9 tRNA genes and 1 rRNA gene are annotated in these 1,190 nt (G+C 46.0%); all 10 read left to right on the top strand.

The annotated features are described in order from the left end of the window. Nucleotides 1-87 precede the first annotated feature (87 nt). A 5S ribosomal RNA gene (gene rrf, locus T473_RS0115725) occupies nt 88-204 on the top strand. Between the two features lie 5 nt (nt 205-209). Then, nucleotides 210-284, top strand: a tRNA-Asn gene (locus T473_RS0115720). A gap of 7 nt (nt 285-291) precedes the next feature. Further along, nucleotides 292-377, top strand: a tRNA-Leu gene (locus tag T473_RS0115715). 23 nt (nt 378-400) lie between these two features. Further along, nucleotides 401-476 (top strand) — tRNA-Met (locus T473_RS0115710). A 10-nt stretch (nt 477-486) separates the two neighbouring features. After that, nucleotides 487-561, top strand: a tRNA-Glu gene (locus T473_RS0115705). A gap of 9 nt (nt 562-570) precedes the next feature. Then, nucleotides 571-644, top strand: a tRNA-Gly gene (locus T473_RS0115700). Between the two features lie 9 nt (nt 645-653). Next, nucleotides 654-729 (top strand) — tRNA-Val (locus T473_RS0115695). A 5-nt stretch (nt 730-734) separates the two neighbouring features. Further along, a tRNA-Asp gene (locus T473_RS0115690) sits at nt 735-811 on the top strand. Between the two features lie 61 nt (nt 812-872). Then, nucleotides 873-947: transfer RNA gene (locus T473_RS0115685), tRNA-Gly, on the top strand. Nucleotides 948-956: 9 nt separating this feature from the next. Next, nucleotides 957-1,033, top strand: a tRNA-Arg gene (locus T473_RS0115680). The last annotated feature ends 157 nt before the right edge of the window (nt 1,034-1,190 follow it).

Below are 1,190 nucleotides of genomic sequence, written 5' to 3'. Positions count from 1 at the left end.
TAATAGATCGAGGACTTGACCTGATTTTAGATGATTTACTAAATTATATATGTAGTTTTTAGAGTACTAACTCTAATTTAAAGATTATGTGGTTACTATAGCAGAGAGGATACACCTGTTCCCATTCCGAACACAGAAGTTAAGCTCTCTTGCGCTGATGGTACTTGGTGGGAAACTGCCTGGGAGAGTAAGACGTAGCCACGTATTGTTCCAAGGTAGCTCAACGGTGGAGCACTCGGCTGTTAACCGATAGGCTGAGGGTTCGAGTCCCTCCCTTGGAGCCATWACAAAGCCGAAGTGGCGGAATTGGCAGACGCACAGGACTTAAAATCCTGCGGGABTTACCTCTCGTACCGGTTCGATTCCGGTCTTCGGCATTTAATACCAAACAAACTAATATCGCGGGGTGGAGCAGTTGGCAGCTCGTTGGGCTCATAACCCAAAGGTCGTAGGTTCGAGTCCTGCCCCCGCAACCATTAAAACAAAGGCCCGTTGGTCAAGCGGTCAAGACACCGCCCTTTCACGGCGGTAACAGGGGTTCGATTCCCCTACGGGTCACCAATTACATATGCGGGTGTAGCTCAATGGTAGAGTTCTGGCCTTCCAAGCCAGCTGTGAGGGTTCGATCCCCTTCACCCGCTCCAGAAAATCGTGGGATTATAGCTCAGCTGGGAGAGCACCTGCCTTACAAGCAGGGGGTCACAGGTTCGAGCCCTGTTAATCCCACCATTTGCGGCCTGGTAGTTCAGTTGGTTAGAATGCCAGCCTGTCACGCTGGAGGTCGAGGGTTCGAACCCCTTCCAGGTCGCCAAACTAAAATAATAATGATTGACCTTTGATAAGTAATATCCAAAGGTAATTCTTGAAAATATGCGGGAATAGTTCAGTGGTAGAGCGCGACCTTGCCAAGGTCGATGTCGCGAGTTCGAATCTCGTTTCCCGCTCCATATAATAATGGGTGCATAGCTCAGCTGGATAGAGCAATGCCCTTCTAAGGCATGTGTCCGGGGTTCGAATCCCTGTGCGCTCACCATTAATTAATAAAAAAAGTTTCACGAATGTGGAACTTTTTTTTTTTTTTTGTTTTACAAAACTATTTGTGAGCACAAAATATTTTTGAAGTACAAAAAGTTGTAGAATTTGCAAAACTAGATTCTCTTTTAAGTTGTTTTTTGAAATAGAATTCGATA

This window comes from Clostridioides mangenotii TR, from assembly GCF_000498755.1.
Classification (GTDB): domain Bacteria; phylum Bacillota; class Clostridia; order Peptostreptococcales; family Peptostreptococcaceae; genus Metaclostridioides; species Metaclostridioides mangenotii_A.
Note: the sequence above shows the minus strand (reverse complement) of the source record. Positions and strands in the feature narration are given on the sequence as shown.